The organism is Paenibacillus sp. FSL H3-0321 (assembly GCF_038002865.1).
GTDB lineage: Bacteria > Bacillota > Bacilli > Paenibacillales > Paenibacillaceae > Paenibacillus_AQ.
Genome location: NZ_JBBODH010000001.1, coordinates 4,401,382 through 4,425,267 on the forward strand (window position 1 = coordinate 4,401,382; position 23,886 = coordinate 4,425,267).

Genomic DNA, 23,886 nt, shown 5'->3' on the forward strand with positions numbered 1-23,886 from the left:
CGAGGTGCTATCCTAATGCTGCCCCAAAGGGAAGAATTACAACGGTTATTGAAAAAGGCCAATCAGCATGCAATCGCAGAGGCCAAAAAGGCTGGAGCCTCCATTTATTATATAAAGGATGGTAAGCGGATACGTGAAGATGCCAAAGGGCAGAAATTCGAGATTACTTACGATGTAGCCGGAAATCGCACTGAGCTTGTTAGTCATGACTGAACCAGAGTTTGTAATGACGGTTTTTGCTGGCACTAATGGGGCCGGAAAAAGCACAATTAGCTTTCAAATGAGGGATTATGTTGGAACCATTATTGATCCTGACCAGATTGCTAAAAGGATTAACCCGGAGGATCCCAGAAGTGCAGACCTGTCTGCCGGACGAGAGGCTGTAAAGCAAATAAGGGAATTAATCGGGCGAAAAGAAAATTTTGCTATAGAGACTACTCTGTCGGGAAGTTTTGTTTTACGTCATATGATGACAGCCAAGGAACAAGGTTATAAAGTCGTCATGTATTATATTGGTTTGCAGGATGTGCAAATGCATATTGATCGGGTAGCTTCAAGAGTGGAACAAGGAGGGCATTGGATTGCGGAAGAAGACATCCGGTGGCGATATGGTCAATCTTTAAGTAACCTGAAGCCAGCTTTGGAGATTTCGGACGAAGTCACCATTATCGACAACACCAGTGAACCTGAGGTTGTGGCGGAGATTAAACGTTCACAGATCAGCTTTTGCAGAGAAGAGATTCCTACGTGGGCTAGGGGAGCTTTGGAATTGTACTTGTAACAAGTTGCTCCAGGTTAGGCTTATTAAGCCAGAGCAAGGGACATGGAGCGTCTTTGCTAAACGGCTATCTCGTACAATTCCAGCAGCAACCCCCGCCGTGAGCATAGAACAGGGTCTCGAAGAAGAGGAAGCTTTTGTAGTTGGATTTTTGGAAGAATACCGCTTTATAAAAGAGCTCCAAAGATCGGGTGGAGGCCTGACTCTGGTTTAGAAGATACCACCTGATATGCTATAATAATAGTAATTATTTAACCGGAGGTGTCCAAGATGCGATGGGATGAAGTTCAGGAGCGTTTTCCGAATGAATGGGTCGTTCTTGAGGCGACTAAGGCCTATTCTAAGGAAGGCCAGCGTTTTATTGAAGAAATGTCCGTGATCGACTCCTATGAGGATTCTACTAAAGCGTTGAAGCGGTACAGTGAGTTGCACCTGGAAGATCCACATCGCGAGTATTGTTTTTTTCACACCTCCCGTCCTGAGGTAGTGGCACGAGAACGATATGTGGGAATTAGAGGACCAAGATGAATATAACAGAAATTTATGGGCTTCCCTTCGTAAGCATGACTGTTGTGTTTAGGGGGAGAGAGTTAAAGCTTGAGAAGGTTCTGCTTGATACAGGTTCTGCAAGTACGCTTTTGAATGCGAATATTGTGCAGGAGATTGGTATGGTTCCTGAAGGAAATGATATCGTTGATATTATACGGGGTGTAGGTGGTGTAGAGTATGTGTACACCAAGTACCTGGATTCGATTATAGTCGATGAAGCAATACTTAATGATTTTCAAGTGGAAATCGGGAATATGGATTATGGCATGGAAATCGACGGCATCCTTGGTTTTAACTTCTTGAAACAAGTAGGAGGTGTGATTGACGCCGGAGCAATGAAACTAAAAACCGGCAGCTGCTAACCGGCCACTGTGTACAGCTCTAACAACGGCTCGCGCCGAATTTTGGCTCTGCACGTGCACGCCCACCCCTCGGAAAACTCAACCCTTGTCCATACAACCCACAACGGTTAAATATGCTTAATAGGGTTCATTGTGTATATTAACCTTCGTAAGGGGATGGGGAAATGCATCAAACTGATCCTAGAAATATTATTACTTATGCGAGCGGTGAAGCTTATGGTGAACCATTCCAAGCTTTTATTCGAGGACAACTCTATATAGAAACACTGCTAAGTGAGATTATTGTGCGCTCCTTTAAAAACCCAGAAGCACTAAAAAATATAACAAACAGTTTTCACAATAAAGTGAAGATAGTGAGAGGTGTTGATAGGATTTCTGCACCAATGGAAGATTTATTGCTACAAATAAATAGTGTAAGAAATAAACTTGCACATAAACTGGAATTCAACTTAGTTTTTAACGATGCATTCGAATTAGTAGAGAAAGCAGCTGAGGCGAAAGTTGATTTTTCAGATGAAAATATTTATCTGGACAGAAATTATAGTGAACTAAACTATGGTGTAACTGGAGTAGTAGCAGAACTTATGAGTAATACTTTCTCTCAAATTCTTTTTGAAAACGAAGATATGTTTACACATGAGGATATAGGACGGTTTTTAGGATAGAAAAAGGTGCCTATTGTTTGTGAATTTACGGTTACTAATGTTATTGGTTCATTCATGCCACATCCCCAAACAACCTAAGCATCACACGGCGGCGAATTGTGGATTTGCCAAGCCACGGCTCCGCTCCATAAATAGTATCAGTGAAGACACCTTTAGAGGTGTCTTTTTCGCGTGCTACTGTATTTTGATAAAGCCAGTGTCTAGCAAGAGCGTGATTTCTATCAGTAACAAAGAGTAATCATAAATCTATTTTTGAAAACATACTAATTAGTATAAAAATAGGTTTGGAGTGATGTAAATGACGTTACTGATCATTGAAAAAAAGAGCGAATTTCAGATTGAAGATTACAAAAAGTTAGCTAAAAATATGCTTGAAAAGCAGGGTTATAAATCTTTTCTTACGCCTAAGCGTACCACATATATTCTGCAAATATGCTACGCTGGTTTATATCATTTTTAATCCTGAATCTTATAGAGGAGGCCCCCATGCCAAGCATTCTCGAATCCCTATACCACGGTAGTTTGTTCCCTAACGAGCACGTTATTCCCAAAGATTCTAATTATCGCCCGTTAAACAAACAAATCATCGAGTCTATAGAAATTTGGAAAGGCAAGCTGTCCGAAGGAGATTTTGAGGAACTGGAGTCTTTATTGGAGCTGTATTCGCAAGTGCAGGGGATGGATATGACGGCTGCGTTTGTGTGCGGACTCAAGACCGGAGCGGCGATGATGATTGAAATTCTAGTCGATGATTAAGAATGGCGGAAGCCCTGTTCTTTAGGGATTTCCGCACCAATCAAGGTGTCTTTTTCTGTCATTGAGGTGGATAGTTTTGTTTTTTACGAGAAAAAACCGGAATTTGCAACCCGATATGCTGTAGTAATAGTAATTATTTAACCGGAGGTGTCCAAGATGCGATGGGATGAAGTTCAGGAGCGTTTTCCTAATGAATGGGTCGTTCTTGAGGCGACTAAGGCCTATTCTAAGGAAGGCCAGCGTTTTATTGAAGAAATGTCCGTGATCGACACCTATGAGGATTCTACTAAAGCATTGAAGCGGTACAGTGAGTTGCACCAGGAAGATCCACATCGTGAGTATTGTTTTTTTCACACCTCCCGTCCTGAGGTTGTGGCACGAGAACGATATGTGGGAATTAGAGGACCAAGATGAATATAACAGAAATTTATGGGCTTCCCTTCGTAAGCATGACTGTTGTGTTTAGGGGGAGAGAATTAAAGCTGGAAAAGGTGCTGGTTGATACAGTTTCTGCCAACATACTTTTGAACACGGATATCGTACGACTATGAACTCTTATATCAATTCCGTTTAAGTTACAACGAGCAGCAGATCAATCTGGCCAGCTGCCCGTTGTAACACAGTGATCCTTTAATAAATCGTCGGCACCATTCCCCCGTCCATACGGATTGGAGAACCTTTAAATGCTGAAGCATAAGGGCTGCATATAAAAGCTGCTAGTCTTCCGATTTCGACCGGTCTGATAAATCGTTGAATCTCAGACTGAGGCAGGTTTGCGGCCATGAATTTTTTCTCTTTTTCGGGGAACGTTATATTGTCATCGGCGTAGACTCCCTCAATGATCTGATGCACATTTTCAGAAAGTGTTGGTCCAGGCATTATCGTATTGACGGTCACTTCCGTTCCTATGGTTAATTTTGATAAGCTTTTTGAAAGTGAGAGCAGCATTGATTTGGTCATGCAGTATTGCGGCATTTGACCTGAAGGCATTACGGCTTCTTCGCTCGCGATAAAAATCATGCGTCCATAATTGTTTTCCAGCATTTTAGGCAGATAAAATTTACATAATCCGTTTGCAGCAAGCACATTCGTACGGAAGTATTTATCCCATATTTCATCGGTTACGTCATCGTAACTCATAATTTCATATATGCCCATATTGTTAACCAAAATGTCCACATGAGGATATTTTTCAAACAAGGCTTCTCTCTGCGTAACATCCACAATATCTGCAGTGGCATTTTGAGGAGAAGTAGCCGGGAATTTCGAACGAATTTCGTTTACCGTTTGTTCTACCTCTTCGTAATTTCTTCCATTAATCAGTACATTCACGCCTTCTTTGGCCAGTTCAATAGCAATGGCTTTACCGATACCCTTCGTTGAACCTGTAACTAAAGCTGTTTTATTGTGTAATCCCATATCCATGATACATTTCCCCTAAATGAAGTTATATAGAACCTCAAGAATAATCTTGCGTTCCGATAGGGATTATAATACCTTGTTTGGGCGGCTCAGTAACTAGCTCACAGCGCCAATCTTCTTGCATCACGCGCCAATTTATTTAAATTTTACTTATTGTGAGAGCCTACATTCTCCGAACGCCAATGAGAGGGCGTATCGCCTTCCCATATACGGAATGCGCGGTAAAACGAATTCTGGTTCTCGTATCCCACTAGGCAAGCTACTTCTTTAATATCCAGTGACGGGTCGGCCAAATATGCCCTTGCCTGCTCATGCCTGGCCTGCGTTAACAGATGCTTGAAGCTCGTGGCTTCTTCAGTTAGCCGGCGCTGCAGCGTCCGATCGCTCATATTAAGCTCCTTTGCGACAGACTGTATGTCAAGAAGCCCTCCCATAAGGCTCCGCTTGATGATCCATTTTACTGTCTCAGTAATAGAAGTAGTGTTTTGCTTTTCATTCAGCGTCCGGTCTAAGACAGGTGTCAAAATTTCCAGCAGTTCTTCGTTATACGTTGCAAAAGGAATGTCCAAGTCTTGGCGCCGCAGTGTGAGCCGGTTCCCGCTGGTACCGATTTGGATTGGACAGCCGAAATAAGCCTCCAGCGTCTGCACATCACCCATGGGACGTGAAAATTCGACCCTTCGTGCATTCAATACTTTGCCTGTTCCCCGGCGTCCAAGTTCCAGAAGATACGCCAGTGTGATCCCGACCAATACCTCCGGACCGGACTCTTCCGTATGCTGCCACTCCAGCTCGATGGTGCATTCCTCACCCTCCTCCATGATAAGCAGCCTTTCAGGGGGACACATTTGTTTATACCTGGCCATGCGGCAAAGAGCATCCCGATAATCACGGGCGTGGTAAGTGGCCAAGACGTCAGGCGGGAATTGTGCCGATTCAAAGACAGATACAAGTCCAATGATCGCTTTGGCAATATCCCCTATGAGATCCGAAAAAGCCTGCCAGATCGCAAAATACTCTGCGGCAGTGACTTTAGGTTCAGTAATTACGGTAAGCGGCAGCCCGGCTTGCCGAGCTACATCCCTTGGAGCAATCCCTAACTGCTGTAATCCGGACCAAAAGCCAGAAGGAAATTTAATATATTTCGTGGTATGTAACTTCATATACAGGTCTCCTTTGCTGATTACACGGATGTGCCGCTGAATAAAAAATAAATAAAACACAATAGCCTTATGCTAACATATGAACACCAAGCATACTCTCTAGTCTGTTCAAAAGTCTACTCTGCCGATTCCTTGTGTATTGCTGTCATTATGTCCGGTTCATGGGATTAAAATTTTATCGGTTCTCTATTAAATTGGGGGGTTGCCTTAATGTACACATTAACCCTTAAGCTGAAAAAGACCCGGTCGATTACATCCAAATACGAGCATGAAAGGAGTGTCACCATCTTGTCTTTTTCCATAAAAGAGGCTTCGGAGCGGCTAGGTTGCCCTGCACATAAAATTCGTTATTACGAGAAGGAGGGGCTGCTCCCTTATATTCAAAGAGATGAGCATGGAAACCGTCAGTTTGAGCAAGAACACCTGGATTGGATGAGACTGATGTCCTGCTTCCGGGCAACAGGAATGAAGATATCTACATTGAAGCATATGGTCCGCCTTGCTTTAGACGGCGATTCAACCATTCCGCAGAGAAAAGTGATTCTGAGCGAATATAAAGAGGATTTGCAGCGGCGTCAGTACGAGCTTGCTGAAGCACTTGAAGCAGTGGACAATAAGCTTGTCATCTACGAGGAGATAGAAAAAGGGAGACTTCCTTCTGAAAGTAAACTGCTGAGCCAAATGGATAGTGCCAGCAAACAATAATATTGAATAGATGGAGAGGTATCAAGTTATGAAGCAAAGAACACTAGGAAACAGCGATATAGTCGTTTCTATAATTGGCCTGGGAATTATGGGTATGTCTCCTGGCATGTATGGAGAAACCAATGATGAGGAGTCCATCAAGACGATTCACCGCTCGCTAGAAATCGGAGTTAATCTGCTTGATACGGCCGATGTGTACGGAAATGGGCACAACGAGGAGCTTCTTGCGAAAGCTATCAAAGGCCGCCGGGATCAGGCAATTATTGCAACCAAATTCGCATATACCCCTAACTATGAAAGTTTGAACGGTCATCCCGCTTACGTAAAAAAGGCCGTAGAAGAAAGTCTCCGCCGGTTAGGCACAGACTATATTGATCTCTACTACCAGCATAGGGTAGACCCCAATATTCCCATCGAGGAAACCGTTGGCGCTATGGCTGACTTGGTTAAAGAAGGCAAGGTACGCAGTCTCGGCCTGTCTGAAGCATCTGCTTCTACGCTTCGCCGTGCGCATGCAGTGCATCCCATTTCTGCATTGCAAAGTGAATATTCTCTATGGAGCCGGGACATTGAAGATGACGTTCTCCCCACTGCCAGAGAGCTCGGCATTACGCATATCGCTTACAGTCCGTTAAGCAGAGGTTTTATATCCGGTGAAATTCGGAAATTCGAGGATTTGGATGCAAATGATCTGCGCAGATATATGCCCCGATTCCAAGGCGATAATTTCCAGAAGAATATAGAAATTGTAGATAAAATCAAGGAAATCGCCATCGAGAAAAATTGCACGCCTTCACAACTGGCTATCGCATGGACGATCGCTAATCACGCACTGCCGATCCCGGGAACGAAACGAATCAAATATTTGGAGGAGAATGCAAATTCCGCAACTATTGAGCTGACCCCTGAGGACTTAGCGCGGATTGAAAATGTAAGCCCCAAAAACGAAGTCCATGGAACCCGTTATATGAAAGAACTGATGTCGCAACTGAATGGCTAACAATCATCTCATATTTCACTAGGGGCCAAAGAAAGCAACCTCTGTCCGAAGCGGATAGAGGTTGCTGCTGGTATATATGATGAGCTAAGCTGGCTGATCAAATGGAAGGAGGGCGTTATCCCATAATGACTAGCACGTTGTTTTCAGCTTTCATTTTGGCGATTGGGATCAGGTCGCCTTGAATTTCTTCGCCGTTAATGACGATATGGGTAACCCCTTTTTGGACGCCGTTTTTGTTCTCCACCTGAATGTTCAGCTTCTTGCCGCGGAATTCCCGAACCATGGAGAAGTCATTCCAGCTGGAAGGAACACATGGGTTGATGCGAAGGCCATCCATCTGCGGTTGAATCCCCATGATGCCCTCCACCAGAGAGACCATCACGGTCGAGGCGGTGCCGGTGAGCCAGTGGACATGCGCCCGGCCTCGATACGGGCTGTCTTTGGACTCGACGAATTGACCATGTACGTAAGGCTCAAGTTTACGGATTTCGGCCTTATCGTTCATGCTGGCCGGACTACAATTCAGGAAGTATTCGAACGCGCGTTCACCGTTGCCAATCATGGTTTCCGCTAAGATGAGCCATCCCTGCGGCTGGCTGAAGATGCCGGCGTTTTCCTTGGTGGAGGCGTTGAAAAGGGCCATCAGAGCCACAGGCAGGCCGTATTCCCGGAACGGCGGGTAGAATAACATGGTGCCGTAATCGGTCCGCAGATTATCGTACACTTTATCCATGGAGACCTTTGCCTGTTCCGGGCGGGCGGCGCCGCTTAATACGGCCCAGCTTTGCGGATTCAGCCAGATTTTTGCTTCATCATTCTCCCAGGAGCCAATTGTATAGTTATCTTCGGTGAATCCGCGGACGAACTGATCGTTCTCCCAAGCATGCTTCTGAATGTTCCCGTCGAGCTCATCAAGCAGGCCCTGTGCCCACTTTACGTCGTCCGGCTTGTTCTTGTTTTGCGCGATTTCCATGAACACTTTGAAGGCCATGTACAGCTGGAATGCGACGAATAGCGACTCACCTTTGGCTCCGAGACGCAGACAATCGTTCCAGTCCGCATGAAGCCCGACCGGCATGCCATGTGCACCCATACGATCCAGGCTGAATTGAAGTGCCTGGCGCAGATGCTCGTACACCGTGCCTTCGCCTTTATCCGAATAAGGTATCACTTCATCTGTAAAGTCCCAGTTGCCACTTTCATTTAAGTATTTAATGACGGTTGGGAACAGCCACAAGGCGTCATCGGCGCGATAGTGGGGATGACCGGTTTCCCGTACGTATTCCGGGTCGTCTGGTGTGCCCTCATGCCCAGGGTTATGATCAAACTTCACGAGTGGAAGTCCACCGCCGTTGGAGACCTGGGCGGAAATCATCAGTCTCAGACGCTCGAGGGCCATCTCATGATCCAGATGAATGATACCTTGAATATCCTGTACGGTATCCCGATAGCCGAGTCCGTTACGAAGACCGGAGTATTGGAAGGAGGCTGCACGAGACCAGATGAAAGTGATGAAGCATTGATATGCGTTCCAGGTGTTGATCATGTTGTTCAGATTATCGCTTGGTGTCTGGACTTGGAAGCGGTTAAGTTTGCTGTGCCAGAATGCCTTCAGTTCTTCGAGTTCCTTGTCAACGACAGACAAATCTTTGTAGTGGCTGAGAATTTCGGACGCACCTTTCTCATCATATTGTCCCAGAAGGAAGGCGATTTCTTTCTCTTCTCCTGGCTGCAGCTCTACGTTGATCTGCAGAGCACCGCAGGAGTTGGTGTTGTAGTTTAATGAATTGCTACATTGGCCGTTTGCAACGGAGGCCGGATTGCCGTAGCTGCGGTAATCGCCGAGGAACGTATCCCGGTCGCCATCGTAAGCGGTTACCTCTGCGCCTGCAGCACCGAAGAATCTCCAGCTCTGATCCTCGGGAACGTTTTCATTGATGGATTGAAGGATCATATTGTTTTTGTAGTAGGTCCGGGAGATGAACAGCGTGTACTGAAGGTTGACGGTATCCTGCTCGTAATTGTTATTGTTGGTTAATTCAACAAATCCGAAGAGAGCCAGCTTCCGTGCTTTGGAGTCATTATTGCGGACCTTCATGCGCCATACCTCGTAGGTTTTGTTCAACGGTACATAATACAATGATTCTGTATGGATATTGTCGTAATCCGAGACGATATTCGTGTATCCGGTTCCATGATGGCATACCGACTTGTACTGATCCAGATCTTTACCCACGGGCTGCCAAGAACCGGACCAATAATCCCCGTGCTCCAAATCTCTCACGTAAATGTAGCGTCCAGGCTCGTCCTTTGAATTAAAATGGTAGCGGACATGCCGCCCGTTGGCTCCAGACTTTACAAAACTGTATCCCCCTGCGTTTCCTGAGATAATGGCGCCGTATTCCGGCGAGCCCAGGTAGTTCGCCCAAGGGGCAGGCGTATTCGGTTTCGTAATGAGATACTCTTTGTTTTTTTCGTCAAAGTGACCGTATTGCATAACCATTCCTCCTATAAAGTGGATGATGGGCAGGGCAATAAACGCGCGTTCACAAACGGGTGAAGTTTCCCGGCCCAATTTCATTATAAGATAGTTTTAATCAACCTATAACCCCATATTTGTGAAAAATCAACAAAGAATATCAAACTATATAGTTTAAACTTAAGATCTTTCTGGTTTGGGTTATTGTCGTAACTGCGGAGAATGTTTGGACTTCCGGCCGCTGTTGTCTGCAGATTTCTTGATTTTATTCCGCAGTTTGCGGTTGAAATCCACAGACAAAGGCGGACGCTATCGCTCCTCCAGTTCCAAACTTCCCCTCCGTCACTTCCACCCTTTTTAAATTCCAAGTTCAATCTATATAAGGATTTTTCAAGTTTTTCTAATAAAGACGGGAAAACGGAAGGGTTTTATCGGCCTTATTGTTGCGTCGAAGGACTTTTTTTTCGTAATATGCAAAATTCAGTTTAACATGTCGTTTTTGATGGTAATGTAAGTAATGTATGTATTGTGTGGTTATATAATGAATCAACCAAGTTTTTATGTATTCTATATATGCATTAGGTCCACGGAAGCTTGTACATAGGTCACATTTAGTGTTTATTTGGGTTGGGAGTTAATCTACCCTGCGAAAGGATGATTATATGAAAATTGATGTTCAAAGAGAGAGTGGAATTGCCCGGGAGATCGGCCAGCATGAAGTTTCTCTGGGCGCAATCAAAGAAAATCTCGAGTTGTACAAGGAAAGTTTGAGAAAAAGCTGGGATGCAGATGAAACTATACATATGACACATGCTATGGAACTGATTCAAACAAGTATTGGAAGGGTCGCATCAAGTCTTAGAGCGATTGAGTCGGATATTATATCTACGGCAAATACGATAAGACAAGAAGAAGATGCGAAGGAGGCAGCAGAAATCGCAGCTAGAGAGGCAGCAATGAAGCAGCTCAAGAATAGTTCGCATACTAAATAAAGTCTGTGCCGGGAGGACACTGTATTGAATACCATTTTCCTAGATGAGAATCTTATTCAAATTGCATCAACCCATCTTTCTAAGTACACCTCTGACTTATCTGACGCAGTGAGCAGACTTTCCCGGTTGCTTGGTCAAATTGACAATAGAGTTCTGTCGCGAAGTGATGTAGGCAGCCGGTTAGGCAACCTGTGTAAAGAGCTGGGGGATTTACAGGAAAAGCTGGGGAATTTCAAGAGGTTTGTGGAGAATGAAAGTGGAAAATATTTTGATATTGAAGATTATTTGGTTAAAGTCGGATTGTCATTCAGCTCAAACCCCATAGACCAGTATGAATCTCAATTGGCTGGCGATCCTTTCTTTCTGCTGGCCTTCCGCAATGCCGTGAATGATGTATTCTCTGGCATTACGAACTCGGATACATTACTCCGGTATAAAGATTTGCAGTTTAAAACCGTTAAAAAAGACGGGAAGATTCTCATTCAGCTCGTCAATGCGGAAATGGTTACGGGCAGACACTATATGGAGTATAGAGACGGGTTGGTCCGGCTCTTAGGCGGAGAAAGTGGAACCTTCAAGAAGCGATACGTGAACCGGTTAATTAACGGGGACGGAATACCTCTGTATGTTGATGGCCATGGAGTTATCCAAGATAATATGGACCGTTTTAATAGACTGGCTCCTGTAGAACAATTCATCAATGGAAGAAGCAACAGATTACAAAATATGAAGGATGTATTCAAATCTTCTTATAAAGACGGGATGACGCTCTGGGATGATTTTAACTGGAAAAATACGACGGTCTTGTCTAAGGGCGGGAAGTTTCTAGGTGCGGCCGGGACGGTTCTGGCGGTAGGAGATAACTTTGTGGAGACCTTCAGAGACGGCGGGAAATGGGATTTTAACTTGAAGAACACCGGTACGTTTGCTGTAAACACCACGGTGGATGTTGCCGCCGGTGCGGGTGCAGCAGCAACTGGTGCCGTTATCGGCTCGTTTGTGGTGCCACCCTTGGGAACTGTAGTGGGGCTCGCCACAGGCGTAGCTATAAACTTTGCCCTCAATGCCAAGTTCGGAGGTCCGCCGCCGAAAAGTGTAGTCGATCATACGAAAGATTTGGTTAACGATGCCGTTGATGCTACTTGCGACGCTATCAGTGGTGCTGTATCAAACATCGGAAAGGGCTTGAACAAATTGATATGGTAGGAGGCTCACATGTTAAAGCAATATAACGAGGAGTACTTCGCTAAAATAAAGGAAGCCGCGCGTGAACGCTTGCGTCCTGATGGTGTATCTGTATTTATTATAGCTACCTTAGTGTTCAGTGCTGTAATGATCGCGGTTTCGCTTAATGCGGTTCTCTATGGTGATAACACCGATTCGAGATGGATGATTTATTTAATTGTAGACATAGTCCTCTGGGCATTCCATTTGCTGGCTGCGCTTTTATTTTATAATGAGAAATTGGCCTACAAATATCAAAAAATTCAGGCCTATATACTATGTTTCATTTCCCTGAAATTTTCGCTTGAGATCTATTTGGTTTATTTTCTTATGTGTGAAGACAGGGGAGCGGAGCCGTTCATGACATCACTCGGTCTGCTGATGTTGTTAGGCGGAATTCTTTTTCTGATCCTCTCCACCTGGCGGGCAGTACATCGGGTAAAACAGGGTCATTTACGAAGAGGCGAAAAAGGATTATATAATTTTGGAGGGTCCAAGTCGTACATAAGTTTCCCTGTTATTTATCTCGGAGCCGTTATTGCCGGATTTGTGCCTAGGATGTTCGCGGATAGCAGCAGTTATACATCCTTTGAGCCTGTTATTGCCTTGGTGCTTAGTGTACTTATTCAGTATCTCACCGCAATGTTCTTGCCTGAATTCATCCTGCTGGCATATTGCAAAGGGCGGTTCCAATCTTTTCATATCCAACCACCCAACCAGCGTAAATCGAAGCAGCAGAAGCCACGGGGGGGACACAAGGCATGAAAATAAAGCGGGCTCCGATTATATTCCATAACGTCATCAGTTGTACCAAAACCTGCAAAATAGAGGAATGGCATCAGCTGGCCAGAGAGCTTCGTAATTCCGTTGTAAGCAGTGGCTTATATGGTACAGGTCCGATCATTTATCGAGTTTCCAATCTGAATTTGGACGTAGGGGAGGCTGACTATTCCTTCTACATTCCTGTTAATGCACCTGTAGAGATGGAGGGGAATGAGGATTATCACTTTACGGAAACTTTGAACTTTACAGACGGGCTGCTGCTCAGACACGCTGATCTCGACGAGGATATCGAAGAGTCATACGCTGTTCTGCGGTCATGCGCAGAATCCTATCAGCTAACGCTTGAGGAACCCTTTTACAATATCTATCTGGATGTCTACGGGGATGGAATTATTGATATCTTTGCTCCGGTCATTAAGGAGGGATAGTGTGGTAAATCCAAAGGATTCGATAAAGTACACCAGTGTTGTCTCCAGAAAGTATCATTTCTACTATAAGGATCTGGAGCAGCAGCTATCCGATTTTATGAGTGATGTATTCAAGCTTAAGGCTACGATTAAAGGTCCCTTATTCTATTCTATAAACAATATTCCACTGGATGAAATGATGCATGCTGAATTTTTTATTCCTATCCAAGAGGATTATCTGGACGTGACAGAAGATATGCATTTCCACAGTTATTTCTGCATCGACCGGATGATTTCTACTTGTGATCTTGCCGATTATGAAGCAAGTACGGAGACCGCTTATGGAGAGCTGCTTCACTATATGGAGAGCAATTATTTGCGCCAGACGACTCCCATTTTTCATATCGTTTCCGGGGACCGGACATTACCCTATTTGTTTATCAAAATCGGAGTCAGCGCTCAAAGTGCTGAGGAAATTTGGCTGTGAACGGCGGTACAGGACGGTTATCAGCGAATTGAACCGCATGTAGAAAGGATGCAAGGAGATGGCATTCAATCCAGAAACCAATGAAGAATTAGTGATTGATGGGAAGGTTTATGTTGTTCAGGGGCATCCGCTCATGAGTGAGATCCCCTACGGCCAAGAGGGCAGGCAAGGTACGGTGTATAAACTCACCAGCATTCAAGACGGCATTTCCAAAGCGCTGAAAGTATTCAAACCCGTCTTCCGGCAGCCTTCTAATGTATATTTGTCAGAGCAGCTTGCGGCCTTTTCAAAGATTGATGGACTTCAGGTCTGTGAACGGGATGTATTGATTCCTCAGCGGGACGTGCAGCTGTTGGGAAGTCACCCGGAGCTGCTGTATGCTGTTCTTATGCCATGGATCAATGGTCCGACCTGGATGGATATCATACTGGAAAAGAAAGATATTCCCCAAGAAACGGCGCTTCATACCGCCAGATCCTTGGCTGAAGTGTTATCTTTCATGGAGCAGCGCGGGTTGGCGCATGGGGATTTATCAGGCTCTAACGTTATGATTCCCGGACTCCTGCATGAGATTATGCCCTTAGTCAAATCATGCATTCAGCTGATCGACATAGAGCACATGTATGCGGTCCACCTCGACAGACCTGAATATATGACGATGGGATCACCCGGATACTCTTCCGGGAGAAGTGATTATCAGCATCTTTGGAACAAGTATGCAGATCGTTATTCCGGCAGCATCCTGCTCGCGGAGATGCTGGCATGGTTCCATCCGGAGATTCGGGAAGCGGCATGGGGTGAAAGCTATTTTGACCCCGGATTGATGGAGGAGGATCAGGATAGAGTAGCCTTAATTAATAAAGTGTTGACTGAGAATTACGGCGGCGAGGTTGCGGGTCTTTTCCGTAAAGCATGGGAAAGTGACGCGCTATATCAATGTCCGGCATTCGGAGAATGGTATATTGCCTTATCATCGGTCAGCCTTGGCTACACGGACTCCTCCGAAGAGGTCCGGGCGGAAGGAACAATGACTTCAGCGGCCCTCCCATCCATTCTTCGTCCGACTCCAATGGAAGAGTTGTCAGAATGGGATGAAGCACCGCTGGGTAGAGCAAGAATTCTGGAGAGTTCAGGGGATCTACATGGAGCCTTGGCGGCTTACACAGCGTTGCTTGCCGGTCCCGTTGCTGATCCCGCTGTCCGCCATGAAATCGAAGTTTCCATACAGGTGATTCAGTCTCTGCTGGCTGAACAGCATTCGAAAGAAACTGCGCCGGAGCAGGAAGAACTGCGCCAGCCGGCAGGCAAGAAATGGCGGCTCGGAATGCTGATTGCATTGGCGGCAGCTATTGTGCTCGGCGGCAGTCTGACTGTACGGGGAATGATGGGCGAATCGGAGCCCTCTAATGAGGCTGCTGACGTTGCCGCTCAAGCAACGGTGCAGCCAACGGCAACAGCCCAGCCAACGGTTGCTGCCAGCCCGTCGGCGGCTGCTCTGGCGCCCGTAACTACGGAAAAGCCGACACCAAAGCCGACAGCCCAGCCGACGGTTAAACCAACGCCGAAGCCGACAGCCCAGCCAACGGTTAAACCAACGCCAAAGCCGACAGCCCAGCCAACGGTTAAACCAACGCCGAAGCCGACAGCCCAGCCGACGGTTAAACCAACACCGAAGCCGACAGCTAAACCAACAGCTAAACCAACGTCGAGGCCGACAACTAAACCGGCGGCAACCGCCAAATCAGTAGCGAAGAAGCAAAAAATCAAAGCGCTGGAGGATAGCATTCTTTATGCCTACAACGTTGAAGATGATACGGAAAAGGTTATTCGTCTAGCTAAACAACTAAAAGCACTGGATAGCAATAACAAGCTGGCACGAAGCATGCTAAAAGAGCTTACAGGAGAGTAGTTATACAAAAGTACATATAACATTTAGGAGGAATAGATATGAAGAAGTTTATCTCAGGCTTTATCTGCGGTGGATTATTATTCGGAGGTGTTACCGTATTTGCGGCAGATTTAAAGGGAGCCCTATTCAATATTAATAGTGTTGAGGTGGATGGCGCGAAGATTACGGTGAATAGTAAAAATAAACCTTTTACATTCCAAGGCTACGCTTATTTTCCCAGCTATATGCTGCCTGAGCTGGGTTATGCACCTTCGCGTTCCCGTGACGGGAAGACTGTAATCTTAAATTCAACGGGCAAGAAGGTTTACGCAACCACCGGCACGATTGAGGCAGGCAACGATTTCCTGATCGGAGCCCCTGAAGTGGTTAATACGAACGCAGAGAGCAGCATTATGTACGACGGCAGTACTGTGATTAAAGAGCAGAACGGGACCACCCATTTGAATTATATCTATACGATGCTTGGAGACTATACTCCGGATAGCAAGGGACAGGCAAAGATTACCTATCAACTGGATGAAAAGTACAGACAGTTTAATGCGAAAGCGGCTCTAATTCAGCATAAGCTAGGAAGCGTCAGCACGCAGCCGGTCACGGTAGATGTTTATCTTACAAATAAAGGCGGGCAAACGACCTTATACGGATCGTACACATACACGTCCACTCAAGAACCCCAAAATTTGATTGTGCCGCTACGTTATGTGGATAAGATTACATTTGCGATAAGCAGTCTTGGTGCTTCTAAAGTGGAATTCGCCATGTTTGATCCAGTGTTCATTAAATAGTATTCCTGCAGGAAGTTAGTGCCGGCTATTTGGTGGATTTGAATAGGGGGTGAAGATACGTATGCAGCTATCACTGCTTAAAGACACGGTCATCTATACTTGTGTTCTTCCCGAGAAACAGAAGGGACAATACTGGATCACCCAGAGAAATGAACAGAATTATGAGGAGAACGTTATCAGCATTGAAGGCATTGAGGGGAAATGGATTCTAAAGTCCAATAAACAGGCCGTTATTCTGGACAGCAACAAGTCCACCATTAAGGAAATTGCCATAGAACCCATGAACATGTACTCCATTCATCTTATCCGAACGAATGAGTATGTAGTGCTCTTCTCTGAGCCTGTCTCCCGTGACAGAAACACCTTTAAGAAGCTGAAGTTTCATGCAAACAGCAAAATAACGATTGGACGGGCAGAAAATTGTAATCTGCATTATGCCAATAAGTATACCTCATCCCTTCATGCTGAACTGTTGATCAATGGCTCTACCCTGACGATTCAAGACCAGAGCAGCGCAAACGGAACGTTTGTGAATGGGAAACGGGTCACCAGCAAAGTGCTGAAACTAGGAGATGTCGTTTATATTATCGGTCTCAAAATTATTATTGGCCCCGATTTTATCGCCGTGAACAATCCGGACGGTCAGCTAAAAATCAAAGGAGCTGCGTTTCAGCCGTATGTTAAGCAGACAGCAGCTGTGGTTGAGGAGGAGGAATTGGAGGAGATCGCTATTTCCTCTGAATTCTTCTACCGTTCTCCCCGGTTTAAGCGGGATATTCAGCAGGCGGAATTTGTAATTGATCCTCCACCTTCACTTGGCAATATGGAACAATTGCCAATCATGCTGATGCTGGGTCCGTCCATCACCATGGGGATGGCCTCACTTTTCACAGGGTTGTTTGCCCTCCAGAATGCACTCAGTTCCGGGGGGAATGTCAGAAATGCAATGCCTACTCTAGTAATGTCTATGAGCATGCTGCTAGGTACAATATTATGGCCTATCTTGGCCAGAAGACATGAGAGCAAGCGGAGAAGCCGGCGCAATCAGGAGAGAAATGTGAAATACAAGGCATATTTGGAACAGCTCCGGCAAAAAATTGCAGATAAGTGTGCCTATCAAAGCGATATTTTACATGAGAACCTAGTGACTGTAGAAGATTGCGTTGGCCGCATAGAACAAAAGAAGCGTAATTTATGGGAGCGAACCCGCAGGCATAATGACTTTTTATCACTTAGACTGGGACTGGGAACCGTTAACCTGCAGGCAGAAATTAAGCATCCTGAAATAAGATTCAGCTTGGATGAAGATGAATTGCGGAAGGAATTAGAAGAGTTTATCAAAGAACCGAAGCTCCTGAAAAATGTGCCGTTGCCGCTGTTATTGACGGAGGATTGGATAGCGGGAATTATCGGCACCAGGGAAGCCGCCGTTATGCTTACGAAACAGCTGATCCTGCAGCTTACCGCACTTCACAGCTACGATGAACTAAAGCTGGTCTTTCTCTATGATACAAAAGAACAAGATACTTGGGGATTTGTGAAATGGCTGCCGCATGTATGGAATGAAGAGGGCAGTTTGCGGTTTGTCGCAACGGAGCTAAATGAAGTGAAGGAACTTTCTACCTATTTGGAAAAAGAGCTGTCCGCCCGGGAAATGCTCTCATCTGATGAAGAAATACGGGAGTTGTCGCCGTATTACGTCATTATAGCTGCGGACAAGCAACTGGCGGGCAAAGCTGAAATAATCAACGGAATATTAAAGCAGAAAAAGAACCTTGGATTCAGTATTTTGCATCTTTATGATCAGCTCATGCATCTTCCCAAAGAGTGCTCCATGGTGATTGAGTGCGATGGTGAAGATTCTAATATTTTTGACAAAGATAATATTTCCGGCAAAGCTGTATCTTTCCGCCCTGATCCTTATGAGATCCGTAACGAGCTTGCGCTTGCTGTCCGTCTGGCTAACATCAAGCTTGACACGTCAGGATCTAAATATAATTTGCCTGATATGTTAACCTTCCTTGATATGTTTGGCGTCGGAAAGATAGAGCATCTTAACGCCTTAACCCGCTGGAGGGATAACGATCCGGTATTGTCACTGGGAACTCCCATTGGTGTGGATACCACAGGAGCCTTATTTCAACTGGATCTGCATGAAAAATTCCATGGTCCACATGGGCTGATTGCCGGAATGACTGGTTCGGGTAAAAGTGAATTCATCATGACCTTTATATTATCACTGGCAGTGAATTATCATCCTCATGAAGTAGCCTTTATCCTTATCGATTATAAGGGCGGCGGGATGGCAAGCGCATTCTCTAGCCTTCCTCATCTTGCAGGAACGATTACCAATTTGGACGGCGCTGCGGTAAAGCGTTCGCTGATTTCAATCCAAAGCGAGCTGAAACGGCGCCAGGCCATATTTCAGGATATTCATAGCCGGCTTGGTCTTAGCAACATTGATATCTATAAATACCAAAGGCTTTACCGGGAAGGGCAGGTATCCGAACCGCTTCAGCATTTGTTTATCATTTCTGACGAATTTGCCGAACTTAAAACCCAGCAGCCGGAGTTTATGGACCAGCTGGTAAGTGCTGCGCGGATCGGGCGAAGTCTGGGCATCCATTTGATTCTAGCCACACAGAAGCCTGCGGGAGTCGTAGACGACCAAATTTGGAGCAATAGCAAATTCCGAATTTCATTGAAGGTCCAGGAGCGGGCCGACAGTATGGATGTAATCAAAAGACCAGATGCCGCCGAATTGTCCGTTACTGGCAGATTTTATGTGCAGGTAGGCTTTAACGAGCTGTTTGAACTAGGGCAATCTGCATGGGCCGGCGCACCGTATGAGCCATCGGACCGGATGGAACGTACACCGGATCAGAACCTCACGATAATTGATACGCTGGGCCGTATTGTAAAGCAAACAGCTGTGAATAAACGAAAAATCAGACAGGCCAATCCGGAGAAGCAGATTAGCAAGATTAATGAGTATCTCTCCAACATTGCTATTGAAGAAGGCATCAAGATCCGGCCGCTGTGGCTGGAGCCGATTCCTGCTGTGATTTATCTGCATGAATTGAAGAAGAAGTACCCTAACTCTCCTTCATTTTATGGTGAGATTAATCCTGTAATCGGCGAGGTCGATGATCCGGTGAACCAGAGGCAGCTGCCCATGACCTTTCCGCTCTCCCGGGACGGCAATGCAATCGTGTATGGTACGGCCGGAAGTGGCAAAACAGTCTTTCTGACGACACTCATCTTCTCCTTGATAGAGCAGTATACACCCGAAGAAATCAATATATATATTCTGGACTTCGGTTCGGAAACGCTGGGAGCCTTCTCAGAAGCACCGCATGTGGGTGATGTAGTCTTCTCTCACGACAGTGAAAGGGTTAATAAACTCTTCCAGATGCTTCAGCAAAAAATAGAACAAAGAAAGAAAATATTCTCACCGTATGGGGGTGACTTCGGTTCTTATAATCGCGTATCTGCGGAACAGGAGCCTTCTATACTAGTCATCATTCATAACTATTCTGTATTTACTGAGCTTTTTGAAGGCAAGGAAGAGATGATCTCGCTGCTTAGCAGAGAAGGCCTGAAGTATGGAATTTATTTTATGCTGACTGCACTTAATACGGGAGCTGTACGGTACAAAAACTTGCAGAATTTCAAGCAGCTCTACGTGCTCCAGCTGAATGATCCATCCGATTATTCCGGTGTACTCGGCAATGTGGGGGGCGTGTACCCTTCCAAATTGAAGGGCAGGGGCATCTTCAAGAAAGATAACGTCTATGAATTTCAGCTGGCCCATATTCAGGCAAATGGCAATAATCTGCTGAATGAATTGCGAAGCACCTGCAGCAGCTATGCGAAACAATGGACGGGAACTCCTGCCGAACAGATACCGATATTGCCGGACAAGGTGGATCTTGCCTTCCTCAAGAAAGATATTCACCGCTGGAAGGACGGATTGATTCCTGTAGGGGTGGAGAAAGACAGCCTAAAGGTCTCCTATATGGAACTCAGCCAAAGCTATATTCAGTTGGTAGCTTCCCGCGATCATGATATGACTACTTTCATGCAGGGCCTGGTCGAGGTGCTCTCGGAGCAAGGCTCTTCTGATTCGGAGCTGTTGGTGCTAGATGCCAATAGACAGTTTACGGAAGACTTTCAGAGGAAGTGCCGCTATATCAATGACCATAGCGATGCTGCTGAGCAGGCAGTTATTGAATTGTTCAATATGCTGGTGCTGCGGAATAACGCTTTTAAGGATGCACTTGCTGCAGGCCAGCCGGTTCCTGTATTCAATAAACTGACGGTAATTGTGCTGTCGGTATCGGCCTTGCTGTCCAGGCTCTCCGTAGATGCCAAGGATAAGTGGAAAGTTCTGCTTGAGAAAGGGAGCGCCGCCTATCAGGTTCATTTTATATTGGCTGAACGGGCTGCTAATATCGCGACATTCTCTTATGAAGCTTGGTTTAAAGAGCATGTGGCTGGAGGTGAGGGTATATGGATTGGAGACGGTTTTACCGATCAGTACCACATGAAGCCGGCCAGATTCAGCCAAGAGATGTACCGCGAGATTGGGGACGACTTCGGGTACGTGGTGCATCGCGGGAAGGCTGTTCTGGTGAAACTGCTGTCTGCCAGTGCGCTCGTGGAGGAGGAGGTCCCCGTTGGATAAGATCATTATTGAGCTCTATATTCCGGCAATCAGCCAGACACACGATGTAATCATTCCATTGGATCTTCGTCTGCACGAGATCGAAGGCTTGCTGGCAGCTGCAATCATGGAGCTGTCGGGAGGGGTCTATATCAGATCAGAAGATACCGTCATTTGCGATAAAGAGACCGCTACAGTGCTTGATATTAACCTATCGGCAAGGGAGCTGGGATTAAGTAACGGCTCCATGCTGTTGTTAATATAAATTTTATGTTTTTTTAATCAGAAAGGAGTAGAAATAATGTCGAAAATTACTGTGGATCCTGCACGGCTGGAATCAGCAGCACAGAAGATGGATGGTCAAGCGTCTGAGTACGCCACGCAATACAAGAAGTTATTCACAGAGGTAAACGCGATGGGTGCCGCTTGGAAAGGGGCCGACAATACGGCATATGTTACCCAGATTCAAGGGTTTGAGGAGGATTTTAAGAACATGTATGATCTGCTCCTTAAATATTCCGAATTTCTAAAACTGAGCGCCAAGATGTACCGGGATACACAAAGTGAAATTATCAATTCTGCTAAGAAATTAACCAATTAAAGAAGGGGGCTGCATGTATGTCAACGGAAGGAATTCAAATTTCTCTACCTGAGGTAGCGAATACTGCCGGAACGATCCGATCCATTAATGAAAATCTCAGCGCCAGACTGGATGAAATTAAAATGGAGATGAACGCACTTGCCTCCACCTGGCAAAGTGATGCAAGCAATACCATTCGTGAGAAATTTAAGGGAATGGAACCCCGCTTTGAGGAATATAAGAATGTTATTATTTCCTATGCTACTTTCTTGGATACAACAGTAAAGGGATATGAAGATACGGAAAACGCGATAAAAAACAATGCGAGCCAATTCAAATAACAGCTTCTGAAGAAAGGGTAATGGACAATGTCCGTTGCCCTTATTAGCACTGAACCAGGGATAGGAGAAGGAATATGTTGACATACGGAGAGATTCTTGGTGGGAGATATCTGGTAGAAGAGCTTATTGCCAGAGGTGGCATGGGTACTGTATACCGGGTTCGGGATACCAGATTGAATCGTAAGGTTTGGGCGGTTAAGGAAATCATTATCGATTCTGAAACCGATGGCAGCAGCTTTTTGGAAGAAATACGGATTCTCAGCAATCTGTCCCACCCGTACATTCTGAAGATAGCGGATTATTTTGAGCCGGATGCTGAAGGAAGAAGTTATCTGGTGATGGAATATGTGAACGGGCACACGATTGAAGAGATATATGGGGATAACAAGACGCCGATAACAGTGCAGCGCGCGCTTAAATATGCCGTGCAGCTGTGCGAGATTCTGAATTACTTACATGAACAGCCTAAACCGGTGATTTTTCGTGACCTAAAGCCTTCAAATATTATGGTGGATGAATACGACAATTTGAAGCTGATTGACTTCGGAATTGCAAGGACGTTCAAGAAGGGGCAGGTAAAGGATACTGTTGCATTAGGTACACTGGTGTTTGCAGCACCGGAGCAATTGGAAAATGGGCAGACGGATTTCCGGACCGACTTGTATTCAATGGGGGCCACGCTTTATTTCCTGCTCACCGGTGGAAAATATTATTCTTCCGTTCATGCTACCTTTGCACTCATTTCTCCTGAGGTTCCATTGGAATATGTGAATCTGATCAAAAAATTACTTGTAACGCACCCGGATCAAAGGATTCAAAGTGCGCGTGAAGTGAAAAAACAATTAGAAAACATCTCTAAATTAATGATCGATAAAACACCGGTCGTTGAACCGACGGTTATGATCAATAATCAGGATGGAGCTTCACCAATGACTGGAGATTTAACCGGGGGATTAGCCCCCAGGGAAAAATATACAGTACAGGCTACGCAAAGCACTCCGGCATTGATTATTTATCTAATTGATGTTAGTGCTTCAATGGGGTTGGAAATGAATAATGTCAGAAGAATAGATTTAGTGAAAAAAGCATTGGTTTCTACCATAAAGCAAATGGTCTACCGCTCCACTAAGGGGAGCCGGATTGCAGCACGTTATCGGATCGCTATTCTTCCTTACAGTGACGAGGTGGACGACTTGCTGGGAGGCATCAAGGCGATCGATCAAATTGCCAGGACGGCGACGCTGCCAGAGCTTACACCCATGCGATTTACGGATACAGCACTTGCGTTTCAAAGAGCTGAGGAATTGCTTCTGGAGCAGTTGCCCCTTATGCAGAAGTGTCCGGCTCCATTGATTTGCCACATGACTGACGGCGTGCATACCGGAGAGGATCCCGAGCCGGTGGCCAAACGGATCATGGAGATGAGTGTACCTGATGGGAATGTGCTTATTGAGAACATTTTTATAAATGATCATTTTCTCGAAGAACCTGTTAACGACCCGCGGAACTGGAAGGGGATTCTGCCCGGAATGAATCTGAAGGATGACTATGCGCTTAAACTCAGAAACATGTCTTCTGCACTTCCGGAAAGCTACCGTAAGATGATGACTGAATTCTCTTATACTCTGCAGAGCGGAGCTCTGATGATGCTGCCTGGCAGCAGTCACGAAATGGTGTCTTTAGGCTTCCAGATATCTGCGTCTACTCCGATACGATAGGACAGTGATGATAGAGATGAGATTATTTCAGATTGACCAACGATTGGAATATCCTCTGTCGTCACTGCAAGCAGGACCTTATTCCATACGCTGCACCTATGCCCGTTCCAGAGAG

Annotated in this window: 25 protein-coding genes and 1 pseudogene; 23 read left to right on the forward strand and 3 right to left on the reverse strand. The window is 45.6% G+C overall.

Translation table 11 applies throughout. The features are described 5' to 3' along the window. Positions 1-15 precede the first annotated feature (15 nt). From MHI45_RS19665 to MHI45_RS19700, 8 genes are all read left to right on the forward strand, one after another. Positions 16-213 carry a hypothetical protein gene (locus MHI45_RS19665; RefSeq protein WP_076114558.1) on the forward strand — a complete coding sequence of 66 codons (198 nt, stop codon included), beginning with the start codon at positions 16-18 and terminating at the stop codon, positions 211-213. Beyond that, positions 206-781, forward strand: a complete 576-nt coding sequence (locus MHI45_RS19670; protein ID WP_076114557.1) for a zeta toxin family protein — start codon at positions 206-208, stop codon at positions 779-781. The genes MHI45_RS19665 and MHI45_RS19670 overlap by 8 nt, the downstream gene beginning before the upstream one ends. A gap of 267 nt (positions 782-1,048) precedes the next feature. After that, a complete protein-coding gene (locus tag MHI45_RS19675; protein WP_341119316.1) occupies positions 1,049-1,306 on the forward strand; it encodes a hypothetical protein in 258 nt (85 codons plus the stop codon). Next, positions 1,303-1,689, forward strand: a complete 387-nt coding sequence (locus MHI45_RS19680; protein ID WP_076113465.1) for a retropepsin-like aspartic protease — start codon at positions 1,303-1,305, stop codon at positions 1,687-1,689. The genes MHI45_RS19675 and MHI45_RS19680 overlap by 4 nt, the downstream gene beginning before the upstream one ends. Before the next feature lie 164 nt (positions 1,690-1,853). Next, positions 1,854-2,354: a hypothetical protein gene (locus MHI45_RS19685; RefSeq protein ID WP_076113464.1), complete on the forward strand. Its 501-nt coding sequence runs from the start codon at positions 1,854-1,856 to the stop codon at positions 2,352-2,354. Positions 2,355-2,652: 298 nt separating this feature from the next. Then, on the forward strand, positions 2,653-2,814 hold the full coding sequence (locus MHI45_RS19690) for a hypothetical protein (protein ID WP_179091843.1): 162 nt from the start codon (positions 2,653-2,655) through the stop codon (positions 2,812-2,814). A 26-nt stretch (positions 2,815-2,840) separates the two neighbouring features. Next, complete coding sequence (locus MHI45_RS19695) at positions 2,841-3,110, forward strand: DUF6809 family protein (RefSeq protein WP_076113463.1); 270 nt, start codon at positions 2,841-2,843, stop codon at positions 3,108-3,110. A gap of 156 nt (positions 3,111-3,266) precedes the next feature. After that, a complete protein-coding gene (locus MHI45_RS19700) occupies positions 3,267-3,524 on the forward strand; it encodes a hypothetical protein (protein ID WP_076113462.1) in 258 nt (85 codons plus the stop codon). Between the two features lie 216 nt (positions 3,525-3,740). On the opposite strand, the gene MHI45_RS19705 is transcribed toward MHI45_RS19700, so the two are convergent. Both MHI45_RS19705 and MHI45_RS19710 read right to left on the reverse strand, forming a co-directional pair. Continuing rightward, complete coding sequence (locus MHI45_RS19705; protein WP_076113461.1) at positions 3,741-4,535, reverse strand: SDR family NAD(P)-dependent oxidoreductase; 795 nt, start codon at positions 4,533-4,535, stop codon at positions 3,741-3,743. A gap of 143 nt (positions 4,536-4,678) precedes the next feature. Further along, positions 4,679-5,695 carry an AraC family transcriptional regulator gene (locus MHI45_RS19710; protein ID WP_076113460.1) on the reverse strand — a complete coding sequence of 339 codons (1,017 nt, stop codon included), beginning with the start codon at positions 5,693-5,695 and terminating at the stop codon, positions 4,679-4,681. Positions 5,696-5,905: 210 nt separating this feature from the next. Here MHI45_RS19710 and MHI45_RS19715 point away from each other — a divergent pair, with 210 nt between their 5' ends. Beyond that, a complete protein-coding gene (locus MHI45_RS19715) occupies positions 5,906-6,400 on the forward strand; it encodes a MerR family transcriptional regulator (RefSeq protein ID WP_256718229.1) in 495 nt (164 codons plus the stop codon). Between the two features lie 28 nt (positions 6,401-6,428). Beyond that, positions 6,429-7,400, forward strand: a complete 972-nt coding sequence (locus tag MHI45_RS19720) for an aldo/keto reductase (RefSeq protein WP_076113459.1) — start codon at positions 6,429-6,431, stop codon at positions 7,398-7,400. Between the two features lie 115 nt (positions 7,401-7,515). On the opposite strand, the gene MHI45_RS19725 is transcribed toward MHI45_RS19720, so the two are convergent. Beyond that, positions 7,516-9,897, reverse strand: a complete 2,382-nt coding sequence (locus tag MHI45_RS19725) for a GH36-type glycosyl hydrolase domain-containing protein (RefSeq protein WP_076113458.1) — start codon at positions 9,895-9,897, stop codon at positions 7,516-7,518. Between the two features lie 644 nt (positions 9,898-10,541). Here MHI45_RS19725 and MHI45_RS19730 point away from each other — a divergent pair. The 13 genes and pseudogenes from MHI45_RS19730 (at position 10,542) to MHI45_RS19790 (ending at position 23,771) form a co-directional block, all read left to right on the forward strand. Beyond that, positions 10,542-10,871 carry a hypothetical protein gene (locus MHI45_RS19730; RefSeq protein WP_076113457.1) on the forward strand — a complete coding sequence of 110 codons (330 nt, stop codon included), beginning with the start codon at positions 10,542-10,544 and terminating at the stop codon, positions 10,869-10,871. 24 nt (positions 10,872-10,895) lie between these two features. Beyond that, positions 10,896-12,077, forward strand: a complete 1,182-nt coding sequence (locus MHI45_RS19735) for a hypothetical protein (RefSeq protein ID WP_038584723.1) — start codon at positions 10,896-10,898, stop codon at positions 12,075-12,077. 9 nt (positions 12,078-12,086) lie between these two features. Next, positions 12,087-12,860: a hypothetical protein gene (locus MHI45_RS19740; protein ID WP_076113456.1), complete on the forward strand. Its 774-nt coding sequence runs from the start codon at positions 12,087-12,089 to the stop codon at positions 12,858-12,860. Further along, a complete protein-coding gene (locus MHI45_RS19745) occupies positions 12,857-13,306 on the forward strand; it encodes a DUF5085 family protein (RefSeq protein WP_076113455.1) in 450 nt (149 codons plus the stop codon). The genes MHI45_RS19740 and MHI45_RS19745 overlap by 4 nt, the downstream gene beginning before the upstream one ends. 1 nt (position 13,307) lies before the next feature. Beyond that, positions 13,308-13,772, forward strand: a complete 465-nt coding sequence (locus MHI45_RS19750; protein ID WP_076113454.1) for a DUF5085 family protein — start codon at positions 13,308-13,310, stop codon at positions 13,770-13,772. A 58-nt stretch (positions 13,773-13,830) separates the two neighbouring features. Next, a complete protein-coding gene (locus MHI45_RS19755) occupies positions 13,831-15,681 on the forward strand; it encodes a hypothetical protein (protein ID WP_076113453.1) in 1,851 nt (616 codons plus the stop codon). Between the two features lie 38 nt (positions 15,682-15,719). After that, positions 15,720-16,466 (forward strand): hypothetical protein, encoded by a 747-nt coding sequence (locus MHI45_RS19760; RefSeq protein ID WP_076113452.1) that lies wholly within the window; start codon positions 15,720-15,722, stop codon positions 16,464-16,466. 61 nt (positions 16,467-16,527) lie between these two features. After that, positions 16,528-21,153: a type VII secretion protein EssC gene (gene essC, locus MHI45_RS19765; RefSeq protein ID WP_076113451.1), complete on the forward strand. Its 4,626-nt coding sequence runs from the start codon at positions 16,528-16,530 to the stop codon at positions 21,151-21,153. Further along, positions 21,146-21,397, forward strand: a complete 252-nt coding sequence (locus tag MHI45_RS19770) for a methyltransferase (RefSeq protein WP_076113450.1) — start codon at positions 21,146-21,148, stop codon at positions 21,395-21,397. Before essC ends, MHI45_RS19770 begins: the two co-directional genes overlap by 8 nt. Before the next feature lie 36 nt (positions 21,398-21,433). Continuing rightward, positions 21,434-21,733 carry a WXG100 family type VII secretion target gene (locus MHI45_RS19775; RefSeq protein WP_038584741.1) on the forward strand — a complete coding sequence of 100 codons (300 nt, stop codon included), beginning with the start codon at positions 21,434-21,436 and terminating at the stop codon, positions 21,731-21,733. A gap of 17 nt (positions 21,734-21,750) precedes the next feature. Further along, positions 21,751-22,053, forward strand: a complete 303-nt coding sequence (locus tag MHI45_RS19780; protein ID WP_038584744.1) for a pore-forming ESAT-6 family protein — start codon at positions 21,751-21,753, stop codon at positions 22,051-22,053. A gap of 74 nt (positions 22,054-22,127) precedes the next feature. After that, positions 22,128-22,871, forward strand: a pseudogene (locus MHI45_RS19785) (serine/threonine protein kinase); the annotation flags it as partial. A gap of 111 nt (positions 22,872-22,982) precedes the next feature. After that, complete coding sequence (locus MHI45_RS19790; RefSeq protein ID WP_052092410.1) at positions 22,983-23,771, forward strand: vWA domain-containing protein; 789 nt, start codon at positions 22,983-22,985, stop codon at positions 23,769-23,771. Positions 23,772-23,886: the final 115 nt, after the last annotated feature.

Excerpts from the sequence above, each read along its gene's own strand:
- MHI45_RS19665 (WP_076114558.1), top strand. The coding sequence starts at position 16 with ATGCTGCCCCAAAGGGAAGAATTACAACGGTTATTGAAAAAGGCCAAT.
- MHI45_RS19670 (WP_076114557.1), top strand. The coding sequence starts at position 206 with ATGACTGAACCAGAGTTTGTAATGACGGTTTTTGCTGGCACTAATGGG.
- MHI45_RS19675 (WP_341119316.1), top strand. The coding sequence starts at position 1,049 with ATGCGATGGGATGAAGTTCAGGAGCGTTTTCCGAATGAATGGGTCGTT.
- MHI45_RS19680 (WP_076113465.1), top strand. The coding sequence starts at position 1,303 with ATGAATATAACAGAAATTTATGGGCTTCCCTTCGTAAGCATGACTGTT.
- MHI45_RS19685 (WP_076113464.1), top strand. The coding sequence starts at position 1,854 with ATGCATCAAACTGATCCTAGAAATATTATTACTTATGCGAGCGGTGAA.
- MHI45_RS19690 (WP_179091843.1), top strand. The coding sequence starts at position 2,653 with ATGACGTTACTGATCATTGAAAAAAAGAGCGAATTTCAGATTGAAGAT.
- MHI45_RS19695 (WP_076113463.1), top strand. The coding sequence starts at position 2,841 with ATGCCAAGCATTCTCGAATCCCTATACCACGGTAGTTTGTTCCCTAAC.
- MHI45_RS19700 (WP_076113462.1), top strand. The coding sequence starts at position 3,267 with ATGCGATGGGATGAAGTTCAGGAGCGTTTTCCTAATGAATGGGTCGTT.
- MHI45_RS19705 (WP_076113461.1), bottom strand. The coding sequence starts at position 4,535 with ATGGATATGGGATTACACAATAAAACAGCTTTAGTTACAGGTTCAACG.
- MHI45_RS19710 (WP_076113460.1), bottom strand. The coding sequence starts at position 5,695 with ATGAAGTTACATACCACGAAATATATTAAATTTCCTTCTGGCTTTTGG.
- MHI45_RS19715 (WP_256718229.1), top strand. The coding sequence starts at position 5,906 with ATGTACACATTAACCCTTAAGCTGAAAAAGACCCGGTCGATTACATCC.
- MHI45_RS19720 (WP_076113459.1), top strand. The coding sequence starts at position 6,429 with ATGAAGCAAAGAACACTAGGAAACAGCGATATAGTCGTTTCTATAATT.
- MHI45_RS19725 (WP_076113458.1), bottom strand. The coding sequence starts at position 9,897 with ATGCAATACGGTCACTTTGACGAAAAAAACAAAGAGTATCTCATTACG.
- MHI45_RS19730 (WP_076113457.1), top strand. The coding sequence starts at position 10,542 with ATGAAAATTGATGTTCAAAGAGAGAGTGGAATTGCCCGGGAGATCGGC.
- MHI45_RS19740 (WP_076113456.1), top strand. The coding sequence starts at position 12,087 with ATGTTAAAGCAATATAACGAGGAGTACTTCGCTAAAATAAAGGAAGCC.
- MHI45_RS19745 (WP_076113455.1), top strand. The coding sequence starts at position 12,857 with ATGAAAATAAAGCGGGCTCCGATTATATTCCATAACGTCATCAGTTGT.
- MHI45_RS19755 (WP_076113453.1), top strand. The coding sequence starts at position 13,831 with ATGGCATTCAATCCAGAAACCAATGAAGAATTAGTGATTGATGGGAAG.
- MHI45_RS19760 (WP_076113452.1), top strand. The coding sequence starts at position 15,720 with ATGAAGAAGTTTATCTCAGGCTTTATCTGCGGTGGATTATTATTCGGA.
- essC (WP_076113451.1), top strand. The coding sequence starts at position 16,528 with ATGCAGCTATCACTGCTTAAAGACACGGTCATCTATACTTGTGTTCTT.
- MHI45_RS19775 (WP_038584741.1), top strand. The coding sequence starts at position 21,434 with ATGTCGAAAATTACTGTGGATCCTGCACGGCTGGAATCAGCAGCACAG.
- MHI45_RS19780 (WP_038584744.1), top strand. The coding sequence starts at position 21,751 with ATGTCAACGGAAGGAATTCAAATTTCTCTACCTGAGGTAGCGAATACT.
- MHI45_RS19790 (WP_052092410.1), top strand. The coding sequence starts at position 22,983 with ATGACTGGAGATTTAACCGGGGGATTAGCCCCCAGGGAAAAATATACA.